Genomic DNA, 23,265 nt, shown 5'->3' on the forward strand with positions numbered 1-23,265 from the left:
ACATGACACCCGCTAGCCGAGACGGCAGACCGGACCGAAGCAAGACCACCTCGAACGCCTCCCGCACGGGCAACTCCCTGGGCCGGCCGAAGAAGCCGCACCGCAAGGGAACGGCCCACGTCGCCAAGGGTGCGGCGCCCAGCGTTCGCCGCGGCCAGGAGCGCATCAACAACGCCAAGCCCGCGAAGATCCAGAACGTCACCCCCGAGGGTGACGGCGCGAACTACGTCGCCGACGGTGTGCGTCTGCAGAAGGTGCTGGCCCAGGCCGGTGTCGCCTCGCGTCGCGGCGCTGAGGAGCTGATCGCCGCCGGACGTGTCGACGTCGACGGCGAGATCGTCACCGAGCAGGGCATGCGCATCGACCCGACCACCGCGGTGGTCCGTGTCGACGGCGCCCGCGTGGTGATGGACGAGACCCTGCAGTACCTCGCGCTGAACAAACCGAAGGGCTGGCAGTCGACGATGTCCGACGACCAGAACCGGCCGTGCGTCGGCGACGTGGTCGCCGAGCGCGTGATGGCCGGACAGCGGCTGTTCCACGTCGGTCGTCTCGACGCCGACACCGAGGGACTGTTGCTGCTCACCAACGACGGCGAGCTGGCGCACCGCCTCATGCACCCCTCCTTCGAGGTGCCCAAGACCTATCTCGCGACGGTGAAGGGCATCCCGCCGCGCGGACTCGGCCGCACCCTGAAGGCCGGCGTCGAACTCGACGACGGCCCGGTGTCGGTCGACGGCTTCGCCGTGCTCGAGATCCTGGAGGGCCAGGCTCTGGTGAAACTCGTTCTGCACGAGGGGCGTAAGCGCATCGTCCGTCGCATGCTCGATCACGTCGGGTTCCCCGTGCTCAGCCTCGTCCGCACCGAGATCGGTGCCGTGCACCTCGGCAACCAGCGCCCGGGCAGCCTGCGGGTGCTCGGGCGCGACGAGGTCGGCGCGCTGTACAAGGCGGTGGGGATGTGAGCGCCCCGCACGCGATCATCACCATCGACGGGCCTGCGGGTACCGGCAAATCGAGTGTGTCGCGCCGTGTCGCCGATCGTCTCGGCGCGCGCTACCTCGACACCGGGGCCATGTACCGCGTCGCGACGCTGGCCGCCCTGCGTGCGGGCGCCGACCTCGAGAACCCCGACGCCATCACCGCTTCCGTCGCCGATATCGAGATGACGTTGTCGAACGATCCCGGTTCGCATGCGGTGACCCTGGCCGGTGAGGACGTCTCTGACGAGATCCGCACCGACGCGGTGACCAAGGCCGTCTCCGCGGTGTCGGCCGTCGCCGACGTACGGACGACGATGGTTGCGCTGCAACGGGACATCGTCGCCGGGGAGTACGCCGTCGTCGAGGGCCGCGACATCGGGACCGTCGTGTTCCCCGACGCCGAGCTGAAGATCTTCCTCACCGCCTCGGCGCAGGCCCGCGCCCAGCGGCGCCATGACCAGAACCTGTCGCAGGGTCGTCCCAGCGATTTCGACACGGTGCTCGCCGATGTCGAGCGCCGCGACCACCTCGACTCCACCCGCGCGGTGTCGCCGCTGCGTGCCGCCGACGACGCGGTCGTGGTCGACACCAGTGACATGACCATCGAGCAGGTGATCGACCACCTCGTGGAGTTGGCGACCGACCGAATCGGAGCACGCGCATGACCGACCAGCAGGATTTCGATCTCGGCGGTGTCGACGGTGTGTGGTCGGACGAAGCCGACTGGCAGATCGGCGAATTCGGCGACGACGGTGAGGGCGGCAACGCCGTCCCGATGCCGACGGTGGCCATCGTCGGGCGACCCAACGTCGGCAAGTCGACGCTCGTCAACCGCATCCTCGGTCGCCGTGAGGCGGTCGTGGAAGACATCCCCGGCGTGACGCGCGACCGCGTGTCGTACGCCGCGGTGTGGTCGGGGCGACGATTCCTCGTGCAGGACACCGGTGGCTGGGAGCCCGACGCGAAGGGTATGGGGCAGTCCATCGCTCGGCAGGCCGAGTTCGCGATGAACACCGCCGACGCCGTGGTGCTGGTGGTCGACGCGACCGTCGGTGCCACCGCCACCGACGAGGCCGTCGCGCGCGCGCTCCGTCGGTCGAAGACACCGGTGCTGTTGGCGGCCAACAAGGTCGACGACGAGCGTGTCGAATCGGAGGCCGCCGCTCTGTGGTCGCTCGGTCTCGGTGAGCCGCGGTCGGTGTCGGCGGCACACGGTCGGGGAGCGGGCGATCTGCTCGACGCCATCCTCGAGGTGCTGCCCGAGACGCCCCGTGACTTCGGTCAGCCCGCCGGGCCCCGACGCGTCGCGCTGGTCGGAAAGCCCAACGTGGGCAAGAGTTCTCTGCTGAACAAGCTGACCGACTCCGACCGCGCCGTGGTCGACAACGTCGCGGGCACCACCGTCGACCCCGTCGACGAGCTGGTGGAACTCGGTGGGCGGTTGTGGAACTTCGTCGACACCGCGGGTCTGCGCAAGCGGGTGAACACCGCCAGCGGTCACGAGTACTACGCGTCGCTGCGGACACGTGCGGCGATCGACGCCGCCGAAGTCGCCGTACTGCTGATCGACGCCTCGGAGCCGATCACCGAGCAAGACCAGCGGGTGCTGACGATGATCGTGGAGGCCGGAAGGTCGCTGGTGATCGCGTTCAACAAGTGGGACCTCGTCGACGAGGACCGGCGTCTGCAGCTCGACAAGGAGATCGACCGCGACCTCTCGCGCGTGCCATGGGCGCGCCGGGTGAACATCTCCGCCTCGACGGGTCGTTCGGTGCAGAAGCTGGTGCCCCAGCTCGACACCGCGCTGGAGTCGTGGGACAAGCGCATCTCCACCGGTCAGCTCAACGGCTGGCTCAAGGACGTCATCGCCGCCACGCCTCCGCCCGTACGTGGCGGCCGTCAGCCGCGGGTCATGTTCGCGACCCAGGCCGCGACCCGCCCGCCGACGTTCGTGCTGTTCACGACCGGTTTCCTCGAGGCCGGCTACCGCCGCTTCCTCGAGCGCAAGCTGCGCGAGCAGTTCGGTTTCGACGGCTCGCCGGTGCGCATCAACGTGCGTGTCCGCGAGAAGCGCGAGCGACGCAAGTAGGCGGCTGAGGCGATTGGCCCCCGCGTGGGCCGGTCGGCTAATCTGTACAACGCTGCTCCTCACGGAGCGGCGATGCTCCTCACGGGGCAGCCACGGGCTGTGGCGCAGCTTGGTAGCGCACTTGACTGGGGGTCAAGTGGTCGCAGGTTCAAATCCTGTCAGCCCGACATCTGAACGAGATACTCAGGGGCCATTTTCGGAAGATCCGAGAACGGTCCCTTACTTGTATTTCAGGGGCAGGCTGCCAAGAACCGGCCAGCAGGCAACCGAGGGAGACGCGTGACAGATGAGAGCTGGCGTCCGCTCGGCGTCGATGATGAGAATCAGATCGCTGCATACGACGCGTTACACGATGGCTTACCCGGATGGATGCAGGCCGCATTCTGGGCGTGGATACGAGTCTGCATCACTCAGCACCGCAGGTATCCAGGCAACCGAGGTAGCGAGGCCAATCTGAACGAGGACCTGATGGAAGAGATGTGTCAGGTTCTGCAGATCTCTATGCCCAACCTACGATCTACCGGAGTTGCGGGTGGGGGCCGCTATTTGGACTCTGCGATTGGAGTGCTCCGGCGGAAGGGCGATCCGCTGCAAGTGGCTGACTATCTGTTGGCCCATAGCGCTTCGTCAACCAGGGCGGAGGAGATAGAAGCACTCCTAGAGCGGAGCAAATCGGCGTGGCGCGTCGGCACGCGGGCTGGCAAACCTGGTCTGGTCCGCAGAGTGCCGCTCGGTGTTCAGGCCGGGGCCGATTCGGTGATGGCGCGCGCTGCGAAGGCCGGTGTTCGTTTGGCCTCGGCGTGGGAAGCTCTCTACTCGCCGGCGCCGAACGTGAGCGAGGCCTACCGCCTGGCGATTCTCGCAGTCGAAGATGCCGCGATCCCGGTTGTGTCGCCCACGAATAAGTCCGCAACCCTCGGGACGGTTCTGAGTCAAATGGAGAATCAAGGCGACTGGTCGCTCCAGATGACACGAGAACACCCGAAAGCGCCTCCGCGCGAGGTGGTCATCGGCATGATGCGGATGCTCTGGCACGGTCAGCACGACCGACACGGTGGTCAGCCGAGCGCGCCGGGAAATGTCAGCGATGATGAGGCGAAGGTGGCCGTCGGCCTCGCGACCACGCTCGTCGACTGGTTCAGCGCGGGTCTCGTCAGTCGTTTGACGCCGTGATCAGCGACTCAGTCCCTTGGAAGGAAGACCTCTACCGAGTCGCCGAGCGGCTTGATCGGCGTGGCAGTCAGGTGAGATGGACCGAGCGCACGGCGTTTCTCGTCGAGCGCGACGTGATGTTCGGGTGCTTCGCCATCCGCAAGTTGCTAGACACACCCGGCAAGATCAGCGACGAATGCCGTGGTGAGTCGATGTCGGTTCTATCGTTCCCGCTGTCGGACGTAGCTCCAGACTTCTGGGACGCGTACGACTTCGCCGACTTCTTTGGTCGCGAGGACGAGGGGCCGACGCGCGAGAGCATTGGTCTTCGTCAGCTGTGCGATCGCGTCATCCACAGCCTGATATTCGGCCTGGAGCACAGTGAGGATCCGCCCCACCAGTTCGGTGGTGTCTTTGTAGCATCGGACAAGAGCAGCAAGACCTCTTTGACGTTGATCTCACTCGCAGAGCTGGTGCGTGTGTTTCGGATCGTCGCGGGCGACGAAGTTGTCAGCCTGCACATGATTCGCGATGAAACCGGGCACAGGAAAGTTGTGCGAGCGTCACGGGTTTACGACGGTTAGCCTGTCATTAGGTTGCCGCCGAGCGCGCCGATGGCGATGGCGGATGCTGTTGTGCCGAGCCACGCTGCGGCCTGCCGGAACCGGCTGTGTTCCTCGTCGGGGCGAGAGACGCGTCGGCTGCGGTCTGCAGAGCGGCGATCAGACGCTCCAGTTGTGTTTCGGGTGACGGCCATTTCCCGGCGGCACGTAGAGCTGCGCTCGTCGGTGGGCCGACAATCAAAATCTGGCCACCGAACCAGCCTTCCGATTTCTCAAAGTATTGCTCTCGCACAAGCGCTCTCAATGCGCCGTGGGACACCGCGACGAGGTCTCTCGGTCCTGCGCGACTGGTGGCCCCCGGCTTCCAGAACTCGGCCGGGAAGCGCTGGGGGAGAAGCGTCGACGCGGTACCCGGTCCGGACGGATCCCTCTACGTCACCGACGACGTCGCCGGCCTGATCTACCGGCTGACGCCCGGACGCTGAGATCGGGCCCCACGGCCTCATCCGGCGTGGGACAGTACGTCGATGAGCGAGAGCGTCGCCGTCATCGGGGCAGGTCCCGGCGGGGTGATCGCCGCCCGCTGGCTGCTGGCCCAGGGATTCGACGTCACCGTCTTCGAGGCGGGACCGACACTGGGCGGCCAGTGGTCCGGGCGGCCCGGATCCAGCGGCGTGTGGCCGGCCATGCACACCAACACCAGCCGCGTCCTCACCGCGTTCAGCGACCTCGAGCCGGACGGCGACGCCGTCTTCCCGTCGAATCACGACGTCCTCGACTACCTGCACCGGTTCGCCGACACCTTCGACATCACCCCGCGGATCCGGTTGCACACCCGCGTCGATCTCGTCGATCGTGACGGTGACTCGTGGCGCGTCGAGCACTCGGGCACGGTGGAGGTCTTCGACCGGGTGGTCATCGCCACCGGGCGGTTCCGGGCGCCGGTCATCCCGCCGGTCCGCGGCCTGGACACCTTCGCCGGATCGGGCGGGGTGTCGTCGACCTTCCACTATCGCGGCGCCGACGACCACCGCGGCTCGCGCGTACTGGTGGCCGGATGTGCCGTCAGCGCACTGGAGATCGCCGCCGAACTGGCCCATTCCGGCGCCGACCGGGTGGTCGTCACCCAACGTCGTCAGCGTTATGTGCTGCTGAAGTTCGCCGCCGGGGTCCCGTCGGATCACCGGATCTTCACCCGGTTCGGTGCGCTGGCCGCCGCCGCACTGCCGCCTGCCGAGATCGACCGGCAGTTGCGTGAGATCGTGGTGGAGGCGGGCGGGAGCCCCGAGCAGTACGGCGCCCCGCCGGCGGACCCGTCGCTGTTCCGCGCGGGCGTCACGCTGAACCAGACCTACCTTCCCCTCGTGGCCGAGGGCCGTATCGGTGTGCGCCCGTGGATCGAATCCGTCGACGGGAGCGAGGTGACCTTCGTCGACGGAACCCGCGAGGAGTTCGACACCATCCTCTTCGGCACCGGTTTCGGGATCAGCATCCCGTGTCTGAGCGACGAGGTCCGGGCGATCCTCGACCTCGACGATGCGCACATCGACGCCGACCGGTACACCTTTCACCCCGACCTGCCCGGCCTGGCGCTCGTGGGTATGTGGGATCAATCCGGTGGCTACTTCGTGCCGCTGGAACTGCAGGCGCGGTGGATCGCCTACGCGTGGGGCGGTGCCGTCCCGATGCCCTCCGACGACGAGCTGCGGGATGCTGTGTCGGACTACCGCTCCCGACGCGGGCAGTCGCAGAAGACCCGGATGAACCTGGCCGCGATCACATTCGCGCGGGCTGCCGGCGTGGAACCCTCCGTCGACCGTTGGCCGGACCTCGAACGTGCACTGCTGTTCGGCCCTCTGGCGCCCAGTTGTTTTCGCCTCGAGGGACCCAACGCGTCACCCGATGCCGCCCAACGGTTCACCCGCGATGCCGCGGCGTTCGGCGCGATCGCCGACCGCGATCTCACGGAACGGGAACAGCGCTACCGGTCGATGCTCGAGTCGAGCTAGGGCGTTGCGGCCGAGGGCTCATCGGCCACCACCGAGCGGCGGAACGCGAGCATCGAGACGAGGTACGCCGCGCCGACGGCGATGAGACCCACCACGATGACGATCGGCGTGGGGGTCGACATGGGTGACACGAGGACCACCACCGCGAAGATGGTCCACACCAGGGCGGCGACCGCAATGGGGACGTCGAGGCGTCCGAGGCTGAACGCGCCCTCGGTGCGGCCCAGGCGGCGACGGACGGCGAGGTACAGGACGACGATCAGCCCGTAGGTGATGGCGGGGAACAGCGTTCCCGCGGTGATCAGCTCGATGAGGGCATCACCGGGCAACACGATCATGGTCAGGATGCCGATCACCAACGGCAGGACGGTGGCGCCGATCGGGGTCTGCGTCCGCGGGTTCACCTGGCGTAACAGGCGGTGGCCGGGGAACCGGGCGTCGCGCGACATCGCGAACACCGTTCGCGCACAGGAGGTCATGGTGACCATCCCGCCGCCGAAGAACGCGATACCGACGCACACCAGCAGGATGCGTTCCATCGGCGCGCCGAGCTGGGCGCGAAGGATGTCGGCGACGGGTGAGCCGGACTTGCTGACGGCGTCGACGTCGTCGATGGCGACGGTCAGCGCGATGAGGAACAGCATGCCCAGGACACCGGCTGCGATCACCGATCCCACGATCGCCCGCGGCACCGTGCGGTGCGGGTTCTTCGCCTCCTCGGCCATGTTCGCCGCGGAATCGAAGCCGACGAGGGTCGCGAGACCGACGATCATCGTCGCCATCAGACCGCCGCCGAACGCCCAGTACTCGCCCGATCCGGCCGTGACGCCGCGGGAGGTGAGGTTGTCGATCGACCCGTCGCCGGTCATCGCGACCGCCACCAGCAAGCCGACGACCAGCACCACGACAATGGCCACCTCGACGCCCACGGCGACGGAGTTGATCAGGCCCACCAGCCGAGTCGAGGCGATCGCCAACACCGCCTGCACCAGGAGGATCACGACGGTGATCACGCGCGCGGTGGTCTCGTCGGGTGCCATGCCGAACAGCGGCATCAGGCACTGGCTCGCCATCGCGTTGTCGATCGCGGTGAGACCGGTGATGAGGTAGCAGAAGGTGAGCCAGCCGAAGATCCAACCGATGCGGGGGTTCGCCAGTCGCGACGCCCACTGATACGACGATCCGCTGAGGGGGATCCGGGCGGCGAACTGTGCGATGACCAGCGCCACCAGTAGCTGTCCCGCCATCGCGAGTGGCCACGTCCAGATGCCCACGGGCCCACCGTTGGCCAGCAGGTCGTCGTAGGTCGCGAAGATCCCGACCGCGACCGAGATGAACGCGAACGACACCGCGAACACCTGGAACGAGTTGAGTGACCGCTTCAACTCAGGGCGGTAGCCGTAGGCGGAGGGGTCGTCGACAGCGGCCGACGGCAGATCTGGTGCGGTCATCGTGTGTCCTTCGCCCCGACGCGGATGGTGAGGTCAGTGTTCACCGCGGGGAACGGGCTCGTGGCGCGTTCGGCAGAACGTATCGTCGCGAAGTGTTGTGTCTCAGGCTAACTTTCGAGTGGGTGCTCGCCGGGTCACGCCCAGGCCGGGGTCATTCCTGTTCTTTCGAGCACCACCAGGTGGTGCGGCCGCCGACCGTGCCGCGTTTCATGGGCGCGCCGCAGCGCGGGCACGCGGAATCGGCGTTGCGGTAGGGGATGATCTCGCCGGTGTGGACGCCGCCCTTGCGGATCGCGGCGCGGGTGCAGCGGCGCAGGACACGACGGAGTTCGTCGGCCTCGTCCGTCGAAAGGGATTTCGCGCGTCGCGAGGGATTGATCGACGACTGCCACAGCACCTCGTCGGCGAGGAGGTTGCCGATGCCGGCGATCGCATGCTGGTCGAGCAGTCGCGCCTTCAGTGGGGCGGCGCTGCGGGCGATCATGTCGCGGAACTCGTCACGGGTGATCTCGGCGGCATCGGGGCCGAGTGCGTCGATGTCGGGTTCGAGGCGGACGCGACCCAGGCGTCGCTTGTCGAACAAACGCATCTGACCGCCGTCGTCGAACGACATCGAGAACCGCGTCCACTCTGGCTTGTCGGACTTCCGGACCCCGACCTTCGCGTTGCCGCCGCCGTAGTTCGAGGAGTCCTCACCCTCGGGAGCGGTGACGATGACGCGACCGCCCATGCCGAGATGGATTCCGAGTGTGGGACCCGCAGTGCCGTCGGCGGTCTCGGTCTCACACCACATCGCCTTGCCGCGGCGCAGGGCCTTCGTGAGACGCCCGCCGACGAGGGCGTCGGCGATCTCACCCGGCTTGTGCGGCCGACACTCGTACTGGTCGGTGTCGTCGATCTCGGTGATGACGCGGTCGAGCGCCTTCTCGACCACCTGGCGGGCGTTCTCGACTTCGGGAAGTTCGGGCACCCTACCGGTCTACAGGTTCGCGCTGCGGCGTGCTGTCCTCACGGACGTGCCGACGGCGTCGGACGATCAACACGACCACCGCGACGGCCAGAACCGTGTAGACGACGTAGTCGAAATACCCGAGGTAGTCCTGGAAGCGATCGTTCTGAGTGCCGAGGGCGACCCCCACACCGAGCAGCAGGCCGTTCCACAGCGCAGACCCGGCGATCGTCAACGCGCTGAAGACCGCGAGGTTCATCGCCCCGGCGCCGGCGGGGAGCGAGATGATCGAGCGGACGCCGGGGATCATCCGCCCGAGGAACACCGACCACGTGCCGAAGCGCGCGAACCACTGCGCTCCGCGTTCGGCGTCGCGGCGGCTCACGATGCGGGTCCACACCGCGAAGTCGACGGTGCGGTCGAGGCCGACCCAACGGCCCAGACCGTAGAGCACCAACGCGCCGAGCCACGCGCCGACGGTGCTCCAGAGGAGCAGGCCGACGAAGGACAGGTCGCCGCTGCGGCTGAGGTAGCCCGCGAACGGCAACACGACCTCGCTCGGGATGGGCGGGAAGATCGTCTCGACGAAGATCAACAGTCCGATGCCGATGTCGCCCATGCGCTCGAGGACATCGGCCGCGAGGCCCGTGAGGCCGGTGAAACCGTGCTGATCGGCTGCCGTTGCCGCCAGGGTGCTCACTCGACCGTCCTCCTCGGATGTGTGCGGCCGCCGCGCCGCGATTCCCACCATTGTCCAGAAATCGGGCGAAACGGCCGTTCCTCGTGGTGGAGACCACAGGGGCCGGGGGCACAATCGCGGGCATGACCGCGCTGAACAAGGACACGACCGTCTGCATCTCCCTGTCGGGACGTCCGTCGAACATCGGGACCCGGTTCCACAACTTCCTCTACCGGGAGCTCGATCTGGATTTCCTCTACAAGGCGTTCTCCACCGACGACATCGAGGGTGCGATCGCCGGGGTGCGTGCGCTCGGCATCCGCGGATGCTCGGTGTCGATGCCGTTCAAAGAGGCGGTGATCCCGCTTGTCGACGTGATGGAGACATCGGCCGCATCGATCGAGTCGGTGAACACCATCGTCAACGACAACGGCACGCTCACCGCGTCGAACACCGACATGGAAGCAGTCGCCGCACTCATCGACTCCCACGGCCTCGACAGCGCTGCGCCGGCGGTCGTCCGCGGCTCGGGCGGGATGGCGAAGGCGGTGGTCGCCGCGTTCCGTTCGGCCGGATTCGACGACCTGACCGTCGTCGCGCGCAACGAGGCGGCCGGGACGGCGCTCGCGGACAAGTACGGCTACCGCTGGGCCACCGAGACGCCCGCTCTCGACGGCCCGATCCTCGTCAACGTGACACCGCTGGGCATGGACGGCGCCGATGCCGACACCCTCGCGTTCGACACCGCGCAGATCGCCGGCGCCCGGACCGCGTTCGACGTGGTGGCGTTCCCCGCCGAGACGCCGTTCATCCGCGCCGCGCGACACGCCGATGTCCCCGTCGTCACCGGCGCCGAGGTCATCGCCCTGCAGGCCGCGCGGCAGTTCGAGCGCTACACCGGCGTGGCGGTGACACCCGACCAGGTGGCTCGGGCATCGGAGTTCTCTCGACAGGTAGTGTCCGGCGGGTGAATTCGACCCCCGCGCTGACCCCTGAGATCGCCTCTGTGAACGCCCGTCTCGCCGCCGAACTGGCGGTGGCCGAGCACCAGGTCGCCGCCGCGGTGGGGCTGCTCGACGAGGGATCGACGGTCCCGTTCATCGCCCGCTACCGCAAAGAGGCGACCGGGAGTCTGGACGACGCGCAGCTCCGACTGCTCGAAGAACGCCTGCGATACCTGCGCGAACTCGACGAGCGCCGCGCGGCGGTGATCGCGGCCATCGACGAGCAGGGAAAGCTCACCGACGATCTCCGCGCCGCGCTGCACGCCGCCGACACCAAGTCGCGCGTGGAGGACATCTACCTGCCGTACAAGACCAAGCGCCGCACCAAGGCGCAGATCGCCCGCGAGGCGGGCCTGGAGCCGCTGGCCGACCGCTTGCTCGCCGACCCGTCGCTGGACCCCGAGGCCGTCGCGGCCGACTACCTCGGCGATGCCGTCGCCGACGGTGCCGCCGCGCTCGACGGAGCGCGGTTCATCCTCATCGAACGCGCCGCCGAAGACGCCGACCTCGTGGGCGCCACCCGCGAGAAGTTCTGGACCGACGGTGTCCTGCGCACCGCCCCACGCACCGACGAGGTCGCGAAAACCCCGGCAGGACAGAAGTTCCGCGACTACTTCGACTACTCCGAGCCCCTCGACTCGATGCCGTCGCACCGCGTCCTCGCTGCTCTGCGCGGCGACAAGGAAGAGGTCCTGTCGCTCACGTTCGACGGTGGCGACGACGACGCCTACCAGGCGATGGTGGCGCAGGCACTCGGTGTCGACCTGTCGCACCCGGGGCCGGCGACCGCATGGCTGGCGACGACCGTCCGGTGGGCCTGGCGGGTGAAGCTGATGCTGACCGCCGAGAGCGACGCCCGCATGCGGTTGCGCAAACGTGCCGAGGACGACGCGGTCGCGGTGTTCGCCCGCAACCTCAACGATCTGCTGCTGGCCGCACCGGCCGGTGCGCGCACCACCCTCGGGCTCGACCCCGGTTTCCGGACCGGTGTGAAGGTCGCCGTCGTCGACGGAACCGGTAAGGTGATCGACAGCTGCGCGATTTTCCCGCATCAGCCCCAGAAGCAGTGGGACACAGCCAAGGCGACGCTCGCGGCCCTCGTGGCGCGCCACGGGGTCGACCTGATCGCGATCGGCAACGGGACGGCCTCCCGCGAAACCGACGCCTTGGCCACCGAACTCATCGCCGATATCGGCAAGGGCAATGGCCGCGCGCCCGCGAAGGCGATCGTCAGCGAGGCCGGTGCGTCGGTGTACTCGGCGTCGGAGTACGCGAGTCGCGAACTGCCGCAGCTCGATGTGACGATCCGCGGTGCGGTGTCGATCGCGCGCCGGCTGCAGGATCCCTTGGCCGAACTGGTGAAGATCGACCCGAAGTCGATCGGCGTCGGGCAGTACCAGCACGACGTCAACCCGGCGACCCTCGCCCGCAGCCTCGACGCCGTGGTGGAGGACGCCGTGAACGCCGTGGGCGTCGACCTCAACACCGCATCGGTGCCGTTGTTGTCGCGGGTGTCGGGTGTGACGACGACTCTCGCCGAATCCATCGTGGCCCATCGTGATGAGAAGGGGCCGTTCGCCACTCGGAAGGCGCTCCTCGACGTCCCGCGTCTGGGCCCCAAGGCGTTCGAGCAATGCGCGGGGTTCCTCCGCATCACCGACGGCGGCGACCCGCTCGACGCCTCGGGTGTGCACCCGGAGTCGTATCCGGTGGTCCGCAGGATCCTCGACCGCGCGGGTGTGCAGCTGGCCGAGCTCATCGGTGACACCCGAACGCTGCGCGCGCTGCGGCCCTCGGAGTTCGCCGACGACCGGTTCGGTGTCCCGACGATCAGCGACATCATCGCCGAACTCGAGAAGCCCGGTCGCGATCCGCGACCGGCGTTCGCCACCGCGACCTTCGCCGCGGGCGTCGAGAAGGTCGCCGACCTGACGCCGGGCATGGTGCTCGAGGGAGTGGTCACCAACGTCGCCGCCTTCGGTGCGTTCGTGGATGTGGGTGTCCACCAGGACGGGCTGGTGCACGTGTCGGCGATGTCGACGACGTTCGTCTCGGATCCGCACGAGGTGGTGAAATCCGGTCAGGTGGTGAAGGTGAAGGTGCTCGAGGTCGACACCGACCGTCAGCGCATCGGTCTCACGTTGCGACTCGACGACGAGGTGGGCGCTCCCACGAAGCAGAGGTCGCCCCGACCCGCACGCGACCGGGGACCGGGCAACGGCCCGAAGAAGCCGCAGGCGCGGAACGACAAGGGTGGCCGAGGTGGCGATCGACGCGCCGCACCTGCACCCACCGGATCGATGGCCGACGCTCTGCGCAACGCCGGCTTCGGTCGCTGACCGCGTTCCGCGGAACGCGGTCAGGTGGCGCGGGCCTCGTCGATGACGTCGGACGCCGAGCGACGACCCGCGTAGGCCTGTTCCACCGGTGACAGCCGATACCCCCACCGTTCGAGCCGGCCCAGGTAGGCGACGACACCGGCGTCGACCTCGTCCTCCCACGACTTCTGCGTCATGGTCCACTCGAACGCGGTGAGCACCATGGCCAGCGTGGCCGCGCGTGGATCGCCGAGCGCAGCAATGAGATCAGCGCCCCGAGCCTGGTATCTCGATTCCGCGGTCGTCACCTCGAACAGGTCTGCGGCCAGCGCCATGCTGGCGGGACACAACCGGTCATGGAGCAGATCGAGATGCGCGGCGACGAACTCGTCGACGTCGGGTAGTCGCGGGGTGTCGCGGACGGCGTCACGTATCCACGCGCGTCGCCAGGGTATGAGGTCGGCGTCAAGTTGCCGGAGTGAGCGCACTGTCCGCCAGCGGCGGTGTTCGGCGTCGGAATCGGCCACGCGAGTCCGACGGATCGTCCCCGACCGTGACGACCGCGCGGCGTGCAATTCCTCGATGGTCGCCGGCCGCTTCAACTCCCAGGTCAGATAGGTGACGTACACGTCGAGTCCCGTGGTGGCCGCCATCGTGGCGAGCAGGGTGTCGTGATCACGCACGCGGCAGGCGATGTCGTCGCCGTGCACGGGGCGGTAGATCATCCCGAGATGGCGTCGTCGCGCGTCGTCATGGGCGTTCGCATGGACGGTCCAGCCCGCATCACCGCTGATGGGCGGCACATACGACGTCGCGATGTCGACGAGCAGGTCGTCGAGCGTCGCCGACGAGCGGTACGTCCAGACCTCCTCATGGGTGCGGACGTCGTCGCCCATCGCGACTGATGCGCGGTCGATGTGCACGATCACGGTGTCATCCATCTCGCCTCCCGGTCGACATCGATCGCACCACGCGTGCGGTCCTCACGGTGCGTTCGTCGAATCAATGTCCCCGACTCCGCAGATAGGTGGCGAGGGCGGTGATGGTCGCCGGGTTGCGAGGACTCTCGACCAGTGAGGCATAGGGGAACGACACGATGTTGTCCTCGCGGACCGCGGTGGTCCCGGCCATCAGCGGTTGGGCTCGCAGCTGTGCGGTCTTCGCCGCGACCGTGTTCGCCTGTCCCGCGCCGTAGTCGACGATCACGATGACCTCCGGATCGTCCTGTGCCGCGGCCTCCCACGACACCGACGTCCACGAGTCGTTCAGTTGCGAGAACACGTTCGTGCCGCCCGCCTCGGCGATGATCTCATCGGGCGCGGCGTTGCGCCCGGAGGTGAACGGGGCGGGGTCGGCGCTGTCGAACAACAGCACCCGGGCACGGCGATCGGCCGCCGGTGCGGTGGCGGCGGACTGGGCGACCTCCCGCTTGTACCCGGCGATCAGGGCCGAGGCGCGATCCTCGACGCCGAAGATCCGGCCCAGGTTGGTGAGATCGTCATAGAGGGCGTCGAGCGGACGGGTGATCCCGCGCCGGGTCGATCCGGGTTGCCTGCACGCCTCGGTCAACTGGTACGGAGTCGCACCGATGGTGGTGAGCCAGGCGGGTGTCACGCCGGTCGACTCCTTGAAGCCGTAGTTCCATCCGGCGAACACGAAATCGGGCGCGGCTTTCTGGATCACCTCGCGGGTGAAGGCCGTGCCGAGTGAGGGCGTCGAGGCGAACTCCGACCGCCACGGCGACGACGCGATGTCACGCTCCTTGCCCTCGTAGGTGGTGTAGCCCACCATCCGGTCCGCCAGCCCCAACGCGAACATCATCTCGGTGATGCCGGTGTCGTTGGTGAGCACCTTCGTCGGACGCGACGGAACCGACAGCGGGGCGCCACAGTTGGTCACCGTGACGGCTGCACCGGACGACGTCGGTGAGGCGCGCTCGGACACCTCGGCGCCGCAGCCACTGATCACGAGTGTCGCGGTGAGTGCCAGGACGGCGCCGGCCAGGAAGGTGCGTGTCATCGGGTGGTCCCTTCGTCGAAGATGATCTGCGGAACGTGCAGGCGTGGATGGGTGACGATGTGGCACCCGATACCGAACCAGCGGGTGATGGTGCCGGCCGTCAGGACGTCGGCGGGCGTTCCGCGGCACACGATCCGCCCCTCGGACACGACGACGAGTTCGGTGCAGAACTGGGCGGCGATGTTCAGGTCGTGCAATGCGGCGATCACGGTGACGCCTCGCGCACGGGCCGCCTCGAGCACCGCGAACTGGTGATGCACGTCGAGGTGGTTGGTGGGTTCGTCGAGGACCAACACGCGGGTCTGCTGCGCGAAGGCGCGGGCGATGAGCACCCGCTGGGACTCTCCTCCGGAGAGTTCGGCGAACCGTCGGTGTCCGAAACCTCCCACCCCGGCGTCGATCATGGCGCGCTCGCAGATCTCGCGATCGGCGGCAGTGGCCGACCGGAGAAGGCGAATGTGGGGTAGTCGACCGGTCGCGACCACCTCGGCGACGGTGAAATCGAGGGACAGTGCCGAGGACTGGGTGAGTGCCGCGACCTGACGTGCGTTGTCGCGCAGCGAGGTGGCGGTGATGTCGGTGCCGTGCACGGTGACGTGGCCACTCGACGGGGACAGGGCACGGAACAGGCAACGCAGGATCGTCGACTTGCCGCTGCCGTTGGGGCCGATGACGCCGAGGAACCCGCCCTCGGACACCGACAACGACAGGTCGTGCACGATCTCGTTCTCGCCCAGGCGGATCGACACGTCGCGGTAGTCGACGGCCGGCTTCGGCGCGGGCTGCGGGTGGGGGGTCATGACGTCACCCGGTCGCGGCGGCGCATCAGTGTCACGAACACCGGCACCCCGACCGCGGCGGTGATAGCGCCGATCGGCAACTCGTACGGCGGCACCAGGGTGCGGGAGACGATGTCGGCGACGACCACGAACACGCCGCCCAGCACGGGGCTGAGCAGCAGTACCCGTCGGTGGTCGGCGCCCACGAGCAGCCGCGTGACGTGCGGCATGATCAGGCCGACGAATCCGATTGCGCCGCACACCGACACGATCACGCCGACGATGACGGCCGACACCACGAACAACGCCAGACGGAATCGGCCGGCATGGATGCCGACGCTGGCCGCGACATCCTCGCCCATCGACAGTGCGTTGAGGTGACGTGCGCACGCGCTCGCGAGCACGATGCCGACCATCGACACCGTGCCGACCAACCACACCGAGTGCCAGGTCGCCGCAGCAAGACTGCCCAGCAGCCAGAACATCACGCTGCGCGCGGCGTCGCCGGCAGGCGCGAGGAACACGAGAACTGTCGTGATGGCCGAGAACCCGTAGCCCAGTGCGGTTCCCATGAGAACCAGACGGGTCGGTTCGAGACCGCCTGCGCTGCGGGCCAGCACCAGCACGATGACCGTCGCGCCCAACGCGCCGAGGAACGCCGCCGACGGCAGCGCATAGAGTCCGAGGCCGCCGAGTGCGCCGAACAACACCACGGCGGTGGCGCCCACCGACGCGCCCGAGGAGATACCCAGAATGTACGGGTCGGCCAGGGCGTTACGGACCAGAGCCTGCACCACGACGCCGACGACGCTGAGACCGGCGCCCACGAAGATCGACGTGAGGACCCGGGGGAGTCGTGAATCGGTCACGATCCGGTAGCCCGGGACGTCCGGCGGGGCGATGGTGCCGCCGACGACATCGGCCCACAGATAGCGGACCGCGTCGGACGCGGGAATGTGCACGCTGCCGACGATCATCCCGACCACGGAGACGGCGAGCAGCACGAGCAGGGAGAGCGCGACGGCCATGCCGACACCGGGGCGGCCGCGTACCTGCATCCGATCCCTTTCCGTCTGTGCGGAAAGGGGTGCAGACAGCCACGACAGGTTCACGGGGCGCCGCACCGGCCATATCCCACGAGGCCGATGAGCGGTCGCATCGTCCGACGCGACCAACGGCGGCAGGTCTTCGGACTCTCGGGCACGGCATCTGTCTCGATGCCACCTACCGGCGACTGCTTCCCGGCCGGGGCCAGTGCATTGCTGTCGCGTCGTTCCCGATCACCGCTGCGGGGCAGTTCCGGACTCGCACCGGATTCCCTCTTGCGGTGCTCCCGGAGGAAAAAGACGACCGGGAGCACACCGACGTCGGGGCAGAACTTACCCGAGCCCGCGACCGTCCCGGGTCAGTGCCTCGGGTTGTCCTCGGTGAGCAGAGCCTTCATGTAGGTGAACAGCTCCTTGTCGGTGAGCGCCCGCCACTGTGGGGCCAGCAGCTTCATGTACTTCTCGACGTAGAGGAGCTGCTTGCCCACCAGGACCAGCTCGCGCGGCAGCCGCAGGTCGTAGGCCTTCGCCAGCGTGGCGAGCTGGGTACCGAGTGCGGTGTACGACATCCCCGCGAGGTCCTTGCCCGCGATCGGTGCGGTGAACCGGCGCATGTCCTTCGCACCCTCCCGGGTGCTGCCCGGGTTGCGCACCGCGCCGAGTGTGAACAGCGCGCGGCCGGCCGCCTCGTAATCGTTGCGCACCATCAGGTCACCGACGAGCCGCCGCATGATGCGACGGGTGCGCGGGGTGAAGCGGCCCACGATGCCGAAGTCGAGGAGCACCAACTTGCCGTCGGAGTCGACGAGGACGTTGCCCGCGTGCAGGTCGCCGTGGAACAGGCCGCCGTGGAAGGCCGACTCGAGGAAGACCAGCAGCAGATTGCGCACCAGCGCAGTGCCGTCGTGTCCGGCCTTGCGCACAGCACGCACGTCGTCGATCCGGACGGCGTCGATGTACTCCATCGTGAGCACCTCGCCGGTGGTGAACTCGTGGTGCACCGTCGGTACCCGCACACGGTCGGCGAACGGCGTGCCGGCCAGCCCCGCGACGAAGTCGTCCATGGCCTGCGCCTCGTTGCGGAAGTCGAGCTCGGCGTCGAGGCCGGTCGCGAAGTCGTCGACCACGTTCCGCGCGCTGAGCATCCGGCCGTACGGCGACAGCTCGAGCAGGTCGGCGAGCCGCTCGAGGATCGCGACATCGGCCGCAAGGCGCGTGGCGATGCCCGGACGCTGCACCTTCACCACGACCCGTTCGCCGCTGTGCAGCGTCGCGGTGTGCACCTGCGCGATCGACGCCGACGCGATCGGCTCGGCGTCGAACTGCGCGAACACCTGCGAGGGGGGCGCCCCGAACGCACCGGTCAACACCTTCTCGATGACGTGTATCGGTGCGGGGGCCACCCTGTCGAGGAGTGTCTCGAACTCGCGCGACAGCGCCGGGGTGAACACGCCCGGACTCGAGGCGATCAGCTGGCCGAGCTTCACATACGTGGGCCCCAGCCGCTCGAAGACGTCGCGGACCTCGCGGGCCGCGCGTTCGGGGAGAGGCTTGCGGGAGCGGAAACCGACCGCCACCTCACCGACACCGCGTGCGAGCTGGAACGCGGTGACGCCGACGCGTCGAGCCTCGGCGATCGGCGACACATGCGGCAGATGGACGTGGGTGTGCACAGCGCTGCCGGCCACGGGGGCCAGCTCGGTACCGGGTTCACGAGTCATGGTCTTCGCAGTATGCAGTGGTGAGGTCATATGTGGGTCGAGGTCGGGGACAGGTGCACGGCGAGACGACTCGCCGTCGGCGATGGTGCCGAAGTCCTGCGCAACAGTCAAAGCGAACCGACGCAGGCGCTCGGCGCGGTGACCGGGCACACTGGTTCCCCTGAACCGCGTGAGAACAGGGGAGCCGACATGCCGCGCGAGGGCACCGCACTGGACAAGCTCGGGTTCCTGACGATCGGTCGGTTCGACGAGTCGTCGCCGCGCGAGGGGCATCTGGAGACCATCGACACGATCCGTCTCGCCGAGGACCTCGGTTTCGACTCGGTGTGGCTGCGTGACCGGCACCTGCAGTACGGGATCTCCTCGCCGGTCGCGGTGATGGCGGCCGCGGCGATGGTGACCTCGCGGATCGAGCTCGGTACCGCGGTCATCCCGCTCGGACTCGAGAACCCGTTCCGGCTCGCCGAGGACCTCGCCACCGTCGACGTGCTGTCGCAGGGACGCATCAATCCCGGTGTGTCGGTGGGCACCCCGATGCGTTACGACGACTATCGACAGGCCCTCTACCCCGACACCCACGACGTCGAGGACTTCTCCAAGGAGCGCGTGCTGCGTCTGCTGCGCTGCCTGCGCGGCGATCCGGTGAGCGACTTCGAGGGCACCGTGGGCATCGAATTGTTCTCGCGGCGTGTGCAACCGCACTCGCCGGGCCTCGCCGGTCGTGTCTGGTACGGCGGGGGACTGGGTTCGGCGACCTGGGCCGGCGAGCAGCACCTGAACTACCTGACCTCGTCGGTGGTGTTCACCGAGGGCGGCCCGGCGCGGGACTTCGCGACGATTCAGGCCGAGCACATCGACGCCTATCGCGCGGCGCATCCCGACCCGTCGCGGGCACGGGTGTCGCAGGGACTCGTGGTGATCCCCACCGACACCGCGACTCCCGATCAGATCCGCCGCTACGAGGCCTACGCGGAGAGCCGTTTCGCCCGGACGCTCGAGCCGCAGGGTCCGCGCGGGATGGTGTTCGCGCCTGATCTGGTCGGGCCGTCCGACGACCTCGCGGCACGGCTGTTCTCGCACGCCGGCTTCCAGCGCGCCACCGAGGTCGCCTTCGCCCTGCCGTTCTCGTTCGAGAAGGACGACTACATCCAGATCATCACCGACATGGCGACACGACTGGGCCCGGCACTGCGATGGACCCCGCATGACTGAACCCCTCTCGCCGACCCGCACGGCCGACCTCGCGCGCCTGCGCCGGATCAGAGATCGCATCGACCGCGAGTTCGCGGCGCCGCTCGACGTGGAGGAACTCGCGCGCGGCGAACACATGTCGGCGGGCCACCTCAGTCGGCAGTTCCGCGCCGCCTACGGCGAATCGCCCTACAGCTACCTGATGACCCGCCGCGTCGAGCGGGCGATGGCGCTGCTGCGACGCGACGAACTCAGTGTCACCGAGGTGTGTTTCGCGGTCGGGTGTTCCTCACTGGGGACCTTCAGCACCCGATTCCGCGAACTGGTCGGGGTGTCGCCGAGTGCCTACCGACGCGACGCCGGGCCGTCGGTCGCGGGGCTGCCGGCCTGTGTCGCCAAACAGGTCACCAGACCGGTCAGGAATCGAGAAGCGCAGGCGGGCGGCGCCGTCCTAGCCTGAGCGCCATGACGGTCAGCATCCACTCGAGTTTCCTCCCGCACACCGATCACGAGGCCGCGATCGGCTTCTACCGCGACATCCTCGGCTTCGAGATCCGCAACGACGTCGGCTACAACGGGCTGCACTGGCTCACCGTCGGTCCGCCCGATCAGCCCGACACCTCGATCGTGCTGTACCCGCCCACCGCGGATCCGGGCGTCACCGAGGCCGAGCGGACGATGATCGCCGAGATGATGGCGAAGGGCACGTTCGCGCGTCTGCTGCTCGCCGCAACCGATCTCGCGGCCACCTTCGACTCGATCGTCGCGGCCGGCGGCGAGATCGTGCAGGAACCGACCGATCAGCCCTATGGTGTGCGCGACTGCGCGGTACGGGACCCGGCCGGCAACCTCATCCGCATCCAGCAGTCGTCCTGACCCGGTTCGTCCCGGCACTCTCGAGGTAGGAGCCCCCATGCCCCCCGCGTCCACCGCGCACGTCGCCGACACCCACGACCTGATCCGGGTGCAGGGGGCCCGGGAGAACAACCTGCGCGACGTCGATGTCGTGATCCCCAAACGTCGTCTCACGGTGTTCACCGGCGTGTCCGGGTCGGGGAAGAGTTCGCTGGTGTTCGCGACCATCGCCGCGGAATCGCAGCGGATGATCAACGAGACCTATAGTGCGTTCCTCCAGGGGTTCATGCCCACGCTGGCCCGACCCGATGTGGATCTGCTCGACGGGCTCACGACCGCGATCATCGTCGACCAGCAACGGATGGGCGCCGACCCGCGGTCGACGGTCGGGACCGCCACCGACGCCAACGCGATGCTCCGCATCCTGTTCAGTCGGCTCGGCAAGCCCTATGTCGGTTCGTCGCAGGCGTTCTCGTTCAACGTCGCGTCGGTGAGCGGCGCGGGTGCGGTCAGCGTCACCCGCGGTGGTCGCGACGTGAAGAAACGCGCCAGCTTCACCATCACCGGCGGCATGTGTACGCGCTGTGAGGGGCGCGGGTCGGTCAACGACATCGACCTCACCGCCCTCTACGACGACACGAAGTCGCTCAAGGACGGTGCGCTGACCATCCCCGGCTACACGATGGACGGCTGGTACGGCCGCATCTTCGCCGGCTGCGGCTTCTTCCCGTTCGACAAGCCGATCGCGACGTTCACCCAGCGACAACTCGACGACCTGCTCTACAAGGAGCCGACCAAGATCAAGGTCGAGGGCATCAACCTCACCTATGAGGGGATCATCCCGAAGATCCAGAAGTCGATGTTGTCCAAGGACGTCGACGCGATGCAGCCGCACATCCGCGCGTTCGTGGAACGTGCGGTCACGTTCGCCACGTGCCCGGATTGCGACGGCACCCGCCTCAATGAGGGCGCGCGGTCGTCGAAGATTTCCGGGAAGTCCATCGCCGACGCGTGCGCCATGCAGATCAGCGATCTGGCCGTGTGGGTGCGAGGCATCGATGACCCCGCGGTGGCACCGCTCATCGACTCCTTGGGGGAGACGCTCGACTCGTTCGTCGAGATCGGACTCGGCTACCTCAGCCTCGACCGCCCGGCCGGGACGCTGTCGGGCGGTGAAGCCCAGCGCACCAAGATGATCCGCCACCTCGGGTCGTCGCTGACCGATGTCACCTACGTGTTCGACGAGCCGACCACCGGCCTGCACCCGCACGACATCGCGAACATGAACGGCCTGTTGGTCCGCCTGCGCGACAAGGGCAACACCGTGCTCGTCGTGGAGCACAAGCCCGAGACCATCGCCATCGCCGACCACATCGTCGATCTCGGGCCGGGTGCCGGGTCCGACGGCGGGACCGTGTGTTTCGAGGGCACCGTCGACGGGTTGCGCTCGAGTGACACCGTCACCGGACGACACTTCGATGATCGTGCGTCGCTGAAGGACGCCGTGCGTGAGTACACCGAGGTGATCGAGATCCGGGGCGCCGACTCCCACAATCTGCAGTCGGTCGACGTCGATGTGCCGCTCGGTGTGCTGGTGGTGGTCACCGGTGTCGCCGGTTCGGGCAAGAGTTCGCTGATCCACGGGTCGCTGTCGGGACTCGACGATGTGGTGTCGGTCGACCAGAGTCCCATCCGCGGCTCGCGCCGTTCCAACCCCGCCACCTACACCGGCCTGCTCGACCCGATCCGCAAGGCCTTCGCGAAGGCCAACGGCGTGAAACCCGCTCTGTTCAGCGCGAATTCCGAGGGCGCCTGCCCCACCTGTAACGGCAACGGCGTGATCTACAGCGACCTCGCGATGATGGCGGGTGTCGCGACCACGTGCGAACTGTGCGAGGGCCGACGCTTCATGGCGTCGGTGCTCGACTACCACCTCGGTGACCGCGACATCAGCGAGGTGCTCGCGATGTCGGTGACCGAGGCAGGCGAGTTCTTCGGTTCGGGGGCCGCCGCGACACCCGCCGCGCACAAGATCCTCGAACGCCTCGCCGACGTCGGCCTCGGCTACATCAAGCTCGGTCAACCGCTCACCACGCTGTCGGGCGGCGAGCGGCAGCGCCTCAAGCTCGCCACGAACATGGCGGGCAAGGGTGGCATCTACGTCCTCGACGAGCCCACCACCGGACTGCATCTCGCCGACGTCGAACAGCTTCTCGGGCTGCTCGACCGTCTCGTCGAGTCGGGGAAGTCGGTCATCGTGATCGAGCACCACCAGGCGGTGATGGCCCACGCCGACTGGATCATCGACCTCGGCCCGGGCGCCGGGCACGACGGTGGCCGGATCGTGTTCGAGGGCACCCCGGCCGACCTCGTCGCCGACCGCTCGACGCTCACCGGCGAACACCTGGCCGCGTACGTGGGCGCCTGACCGTAGCGATCACAGACCAAGCGAGCGCT

General features: G+C 68.1%; 21 protein-coding genes, 1 tRNA gene and 1 riboswitch. Of the genes, 14 read left to right on the forward strand and 8 right to left on the reverse strand.

The window, feature by feature from the left end; all coding sequences use genetic code 11:
* The first annotated feature begins 2 nt into the window (after positions 1-2).
* The 8 genes from ACQ7HM_RS17545 to ACQ7HM_RS17580 all read left to right on the forward strand — a co-directional run bounded on the left by ACQ7HM_RS17545 (position 3) and on the right by ACQ7HM_RS17580 (position 6,796).
* Positions 3-965, forward strand: coding sequence for a pseudouridine synthase (locus ACQ7HM_RS17545; protein WP_434217534.1), 963 nt, complete (start codon positions 3-5; stop codon positions 963-965).
* Positions 962-1,648 (forward strand): (d)CMP kinase, encoded by a 687-nt coding sequence (gene cmk, locus ACQ7HM_RS17550; RefSeq protein WP_434217535.1) that lies wholly within the window; start codon positions 962-964, stop codon positions 1,646-1,648. The genes ACQ7HM_RS17545 and cmk overlap by 4 nt, the downstream gene beginning before the upstream one ends.
* Positions 1,645-3,072, forward strand: a complete 1,428-nt coding sequence (der, locus tag ACQ7HM_RS17555) for a ribosome biogenesis GTPase Der (protein WP_434217536.1) — start codon at positions 1,645-1,647, stop codon at positions 3,070-3,072. The genes cmk and der overlap by 4 nt, the downstream gene beginning before the upstream one ends.
* Positions 3,073-3,165: 93 nt before the next feature.
* Positions 3,166-3,239: transfer RNA gene (locus tag ACQ7HM_RS17560), tRNA-Pro, on the forward strand.
* Between the two features lie 112 nt (positions 3,240-3,351).
* Positions 3,352-4,245 carry a hypothetical protein gene (locus tag ACQ7HM_RS17565; protein WP_434217537.1) on the forward strand — a complete coding sequence of 298 codons (894 nt, stop codon included), beginning with the start codon at positions 3,352-3,354 and terminating at the stop codon, positions 4,243-4,245.
* The gene (locus ACQ7HM_RS17570; RefSeq protein WP_434217538.1) at positions 4,242-4,808 is read left to right on the forward strand and encodes a hypothetical protein; all 567 of its coding nucleotides are present in this window, start codon (positions 4,242-4,244) and stop codon (positions 4,806-4,808) included. The genes ACQ7HM_RS17565 and ACQ7HM_RS17570 overlap by 4 nt, the downstream gene beginning before the upstream one ends.
* A 329-nt stretch (positions 4,809-5,137) precedes the next feature.
* The gene (locus tag ACQ7HM_RS17575) at positions 5,138-5,272 is read left to right on the forward strand and encodes a hypothetical protein (protein WP_434217539.1); all 135 of its coding nucleotides are present in this window, start codon (positions 5,138-5,140) and stop codon (positions 5,270-5,272) included.
* A gap of 42 nt (positions 5,273-5,314) precedes the next feature.
* Positions 5,315-6,796 carry a flavin-containing monooxygenase gene (locus ACQ7HM_RS17580; protein WP_434217540.1) on the forward strand — a complete coding sequence of 494 codons (1,482 nt, stop codon included), beginning with the start codon at positions 5,315-5,317 and terminating at the stop codon, positions 6,794-6,796.
* Here ACQ7HM_RS17580 and ACQ7HM_RS17585 read toward each other — a convergent pair.
* The 3 genes from ACQ7HM_RS17585 to ACQ7HM_RS17595 form a co-directional block, all read right to left on the reverse strand.
* Complete coding sequence (locus ACQ7HM_RS17585; RefSeq protein WP_434217541.1) at positions 6,793-8,247, reverse strand: amino acid permease; 1,455 nt, start codon at positions 8,245-8,247, stop codon at positions 6,793-6,795. The genes ACQ7HM_RS17580 and ACQ7HM_RS17585 overlap by 4 nt on opposite strands.
* Positions 8,248-8,398: 151 nt before the next feature.
* Positions 8,399-9,217, reverse strand: a complete 819-nt coding sequence (locus tag ACQ7HM_RS17590) for an Fpg/Nei family DNA glycosylase (RefSeq protein WP_434217542.1) — start codon at positions 9,215-9,217, stop codon at positions 8,399-8,401.
* 1 nt (position 9,218) lies between these two features.
* On the reverse strand, positions 9,219-9,896 hold the full coding sequence (locus tag ACQ7HM_RS17595) for a DedA family protein (RefSeq protein ID WP_434217543.1): 678 nt from the start codon (positions 9,894-9,896) through the stop codon (positions 9,219-9,221).
* Positions 9,897-10,018: 122 nt separating this feature from the next.
* Between ACQ7HM_RS17595 and ACQ7HM_RS17600 the strand changes: the two genes are divergently transcribed.
* Together ACQ7HM_RS17600 and ACQ7HM_RS17605 are read left to right on the forward strand one after the other, a co-directional pair.
* Positions 10,019-10,846 (forward strand): shikimate 5-dehydrogenase, encoded by an 828-nt coding sequence (locus ACQ7HM_RS17600; RefSeq protein ID WP_434217544.1) that lies wholly within the window; start codon positions 10,019-10,021, stop codon positions 10,844-10,846.
* Positions 10,843-13,218: a Tex family protein gene (locus tag ACQ7HM_RS17605; RefSeq protein ID WP_434217545.1), complete on the forward strand. Its 2,376-nt coding sequence runs from the start codon at positions 10,843-10,845 to the stop codon at positions 13,216-13,218. The genes ACQ7HM_RS17600 and ACQ7HM_RS17605 overlap by 4 nt, the downstream gene beginning before the upstream one ends.
* A gap of 20 nt (positions 13,219-13,238) precedes the next feature.
* On the opposite strand, the gene ACQ7HM_RS17610 is transcribed toward ACQ7HM_RS17605, so the two are convergent.
* From ACQ7HM_RS17610 to ACQ7HM_RS17630, 5 genes are all read right to left on the reverse strand, one after another.
* Positions 13,239-14,138, reverse strand: coding sequence for a hypothetical protein (locus ACQ7HM_RS17610; protein WP_434217546.1), 900 nt, complete (start codon positions 14,136-14,138; stop codon positions 13,239-13,241).
* Between the two features lie 61 nt (positions 14,139-14,199).
* Positions 14,200-15,216 (reverse strand): ABC transporter substrate-binding protein, encoded by a 1,017-nt coding sequence (locus tag ACQ7HM_RS17615; protein ID WP_434217547.1) that lies wholly within the window; start codon positions 15,214-15,216, stop codon positions 14,200-14,202.
* The gene (locus ACQ7HM_RS17620; protein ID WP_434217548.1) at positions 15,213-16,016 is read right to left on the reverse strand and encodes an ABC transporter ATP-binding protein; all 804 of its coding nucleotides are present in this window, start codon (positions 16,014-16,016) and stop codon (positions 15,213-15,215) included. Before ACQ7HM_RS17620 ends, ACQ7HM_RS17615 begins: the two co-directional genes overlap by 4 nt.
* Entirely contained in the window at positions 16,013-17,053 is a 1,041-nt protein-coding gene (locus tag ACQ7HM_RS17625; RefSeq protein WP_434217549.1) for a FecCD family ABC transporter permease, read from the reverse strand. The genes ACQ7HM_RS17620 and ACQ7HM_RS17625 overlap by 4 nt, the downstream gene beginning before the upstream one ends.
* A gap of 104 nt (positions 17,054-17,157) precedes the next feature.
* Positions 17,158-17,376, reverse strand: a riboswitch (cobalamin riboswitch).
* Between the two features lie 24 nt (positions 17,377-17,400).
* Positions 17,401-18,762, reverse strand: a complete 1,362-nt coding sequence (locus tag ACQ7HM_RS17630) for an ABC1 kinase family protein (RefSeq protein ID WP_434217550.1) — start codon at positions 18,760-18,762, stop codon at positions 17,401-17,403.
* A 189-nt stretch (positions 18,763-18,951) separates the two neighbouring features.
* Here ACQ7HM_RS17630 and ACQ7HM_RS17635 point away from each other — a divergent pair, with 189 nt between their 5' ends.
* Genes ACQ7HM_RS17635 through ACQ7HM_RS17650 form a run of 4 tightly spaced genes read left to right on the forward strand, consistent with a single transcriptional unit; the run spans position 18,952 to position 23,236 of the window.
* Positions 18,952-19,974, forward strand: a complete 1,023-nt coding sequence (locus ACQ7HM_RS17635; protein ID WP_434217551.1) for an LLM class flavin-dependent oxidoreductase — start codon at positions 18,952-18,954, stop codon at positions 19,972-19,974.
* Positions 19,967-20,413 carry a helix-turn-helix transcriptional regulator gene (locus ACQ7HM_RS17640; RefSeq protein WP_434217552.1) on the forward strand — a complete coding sequence of 149 codons (447 nt, stop codon included), beginning with the start codon at positions 19,967-19,969 and terminating at the stop codon, positions 20,411-20,413. Before ACQ7HM_RS17635 ends, ACQ7HM_RS17640 begins: the two co-directional genes overlap by 8 nt.
* Before the next feature lie 5 nt (positions 20,414-20,418).
* Positions 20,419-20,829 (forward strand): VOC family protein, encoded by a 411-nt coding sequence (locus ACQ7HM_RS17645; protein WP_434217553.1) that lies wholly within the window; start codon positions 20,419-20,421, stop codon positions 20,827-20,829.
* Between the two features lie 37 nt (positions 20,830-20,866).
* Positions 20,867-23,236, forward strand: a complete 2,370-nt coding sequence (locus ACQ7HM_RS17650; RefSeq protein WP_434217554.1) for an ATP-binding cassette domain-containing protein — start codon at positions 20,867-20,869, stop codon at positions 23,234-23,236.
* Positions 23,237-23,265: the final 29 nt, after the last annotated feature.

This window comes from Williamsia sp. MIQD14 (assembly GCF_051025635.1).
Classification (GTDB): Bacteria; Actinomycetota; Actinomycetes; order Mycobacteriales; family Mycobacteriaceae; genus Williamsia_A.

Bases quoted from the DNA above. Each gene is read 5' to 3' on its own strand.
- ACQ7HM_RS17600 (WP_434217544.1), top strand. From the start codon at position 10,019: ATGACCGCGCTGAACAAGGACACGACCGTCTGCATCTCCCTGTCGGGA.
- ACQ7HM_RS17645 (WP_434217553.1), top strand. From the start codon at position 20,419: ATGACGGTCAGCATCCACTCGAGTTTCCTCCCGCACACCGATCACGAG.
- ACQ7HM_RS17625 (WP_434217549.1), bottom strand. From the start codon at position 17,053: ATGCAGGTACGCGGCCGCCCCGGTGTCGGCATGGCCGTCGCGCTCTCC.
- der (WP_434217536.1), top strand. From the start codon at position 1,645: ATGACCGACCAGCAGGATTTCGATCTCGGCGGTGTCGACGGTGTGTGG.
- ACQ7HM_RS17620 (WP_434217548.1), bottom strand. From the start codon at position 16,016: ATGACCCCCCACCCGCAGCCCGCGCCGAAGCCGGCCGTCGACTACCGC.
- ACQ7HM_RS17630 (WP_434217550.1), bottom strand. From the start codon at position 18,762: ATGACTCGTGAACCCGGTACCGAGCTGGCCCCCGTGGCCGGCAGCGCT.
- ACQ7HM_RS17610 (WP_434217546.1), bottom strand. From the start codon at position 14,138: ATGGATGACACCGTGATCGTGCACATCGACCGCGCATCAGTCGCGATG.
- ACQ7HM_RS17635 (WP_434217551.1), top strand. From the start codon at position 18,952: ATGCCGCGCGAGGGCACCGCACTGGACAAGCTCGGGTTCCTGACGATC.
- ACQ7HM_RS17585 (WP_434217541.1), bottom strand. From the start codon at position 8,247: ATGACCGCACCAGATCTGCCGTCGGCCGCTGTCGACGACCCCTCCGCC.
- ACQ7HM_RS17545 (WP_434217534.1), top strand. From the start codon at position 3: ATGACACCCGCTAGCCGAGACGGCAGACCGGACCGAAGCAAGACCACC.
- ACQ7HM_RS17640 (WP_434217552.1), top strand. From the start codon at position 19,967: ATGACTGAACCCCTCTCGCCGACCCGCACGGCCGACCTCGCGCGCCTG.
- ACQ7HM_RS17580 (WP_434217540.1), top strand. From the start codon at position 5,315: ATGAGCGAGAGCGTCGCCGTCATCGGGGCAGGTCCCGGCGGGGTGATC.
- ACQ7HM_RS17615 (WP_434217547.1), bottom strand. From the start codon at position 15,216: ATGACACGCACCTTCCTGGCCGGCGCCGTCCTGGCACTCACCGCGACA.
- ACQ7HM_RS17650 (WP_434217554.1), top strand. From the start codon at position 20,867: ATGCCCCCCGCGTCCACCGCGCACGTCGCCGACACCCACGACCTGATC.